General features: G+C 68.5%; 1 protein-coding gene. It reads left to right on the top strand.

Annotation, left to right across the window (positions count from 1 at the left end; genetic code table 11):
* Positions 1–450: 450 nt before the first annotated feature.
* Positions 451–1,236 (top strand): PRC-barrel domain-containing protein, encoded by a 786-nt coding sequence (locus WD341_RS10250; protein ID WP_368425352.1) that lies wholly within the window; start codon positions 451–453, stop codon positions 1,234–1,236.
* The last annotated feature ends 142 nt before the right edge of the window (positions 1,237–1,378 follow it).

Raw genomic sequence — 1,378 nt, 5'->3', positions numbered from 1 at the left:
CGCAGCAATCGCACTGCTGAGGTCGTCGGTTCGATCCCGTCCGGCTCCACCACCCCTTCCTCCCGCCCGCCAAGGATGCCGACCGCCACCGGTCGGGCCGTTCTCGACGCGGCTATCCGGCGAACGCGAAAAAAACGACCGCGAAGGCTTGCGCCGGCGGCCGAGAGTTATGGGGAGGGAAGAGGGTCCCAACGGACGGCCCCGCCACCGTTCGGGGGGATTGGGGGGACTTGAGAGCGGTGGCGGGGGTGCCGTGTCCGTCAGCACAACCTCACAACGCGCCGACTCTCATTCGGTTCAGCAGCGCCGGGCAACTTTCTGTTCGATCCGCCCTGTTTTTTGAAACGGCCCTGTAAATGGCCGGCCGCCGGGAACTGAAGGGTCCGGGCTCCGTTCATCGGGACAGCACTTTCCGGTGGGGGCACCAGGAACTGGAGGCTTCTCCCTAACATGAAATTCAAGCATCTGCTGAGCGCGACCACCGTCATTGCCCTGAGCTTGGGCGCTGCCGGCGCCATGGCCGCGTCCGATAGCGCCGCGACCACGAACACCACTGCCACCGGCGCGACGGCTGGCAGTGCCGGCACCAGCGCCGGCATGGCCGGTGCCGGCGAGCGGGCGCAAGTCGCCGAGGCCTGCATGGAGGAGCTCAACGAGGCCGAACGGAGCATGGGCGAGGAGGGCCGTGTCGTCCCCGGACGTCATCTCCGCACGCTCCACGAGGCCGCCACGATCTTCGCCCAGGCCGGCATGGAAGACGCCTGCGAGTCTGTCGTCGAGGGCATCCGCGAGTACGGTGAGCAGCGTGCCGAGGCCGGCGCCATGGGCGACGAGGAGCGCGCCGAATACCGGGATCGCGTGCAGAACGCCAAGCCGCTGTCGGAGGTCGACAGCCGCTACCGGGTCGGCTCGCTGATCGGCGACTCGGTCGTCGGGATCGACGGCGAGACAATCGGTGACGTCGACGATGTGATGATCTCCTCGGATGGCAGCGCCCGCTATGTCCTGATCGGCACTGGCGGCTTCCTTGGTATCGGCGAGGAGTATACCCCGGTCGATACCAGCCAGCTGCGGGTGGTCGACGAGGATACCCTGGTCCTCTCGATCGAGGCCGAGACCTTCGAGCAGGCACCGCGCGTGGAGAGAGACCGCATCGACACCGACCTCGAGACGTGGGCGAACGACGTCGAGGTCTGGTGGGCCGAGCACGTCACCCAGAAGGCCTCTGCGCAGTAGCCCGGAAGGCTTTCCGAGCACCAACCCCGAGAACTCGCTGGGTCCGCCGCCAGGCGCGCGGAGCCAGCGGGGGCAAGGGCGGGCCCAGGTAGGGCCCCGACCCGCTTCTTGCCGAACCGCCCGGGGGGGGGGGGGGGGGGGG

The organism is Tistlia sp., from assembly GCF_040905785.1.
GTDB lineage: Bacteria > Pseudomonadota > Alphaproteobacteria > Kiloniellales > DSM-21159 > Tistlia.
This window is presented reverse-complemented; position numbering and strand designations above follow the sequence as displayed.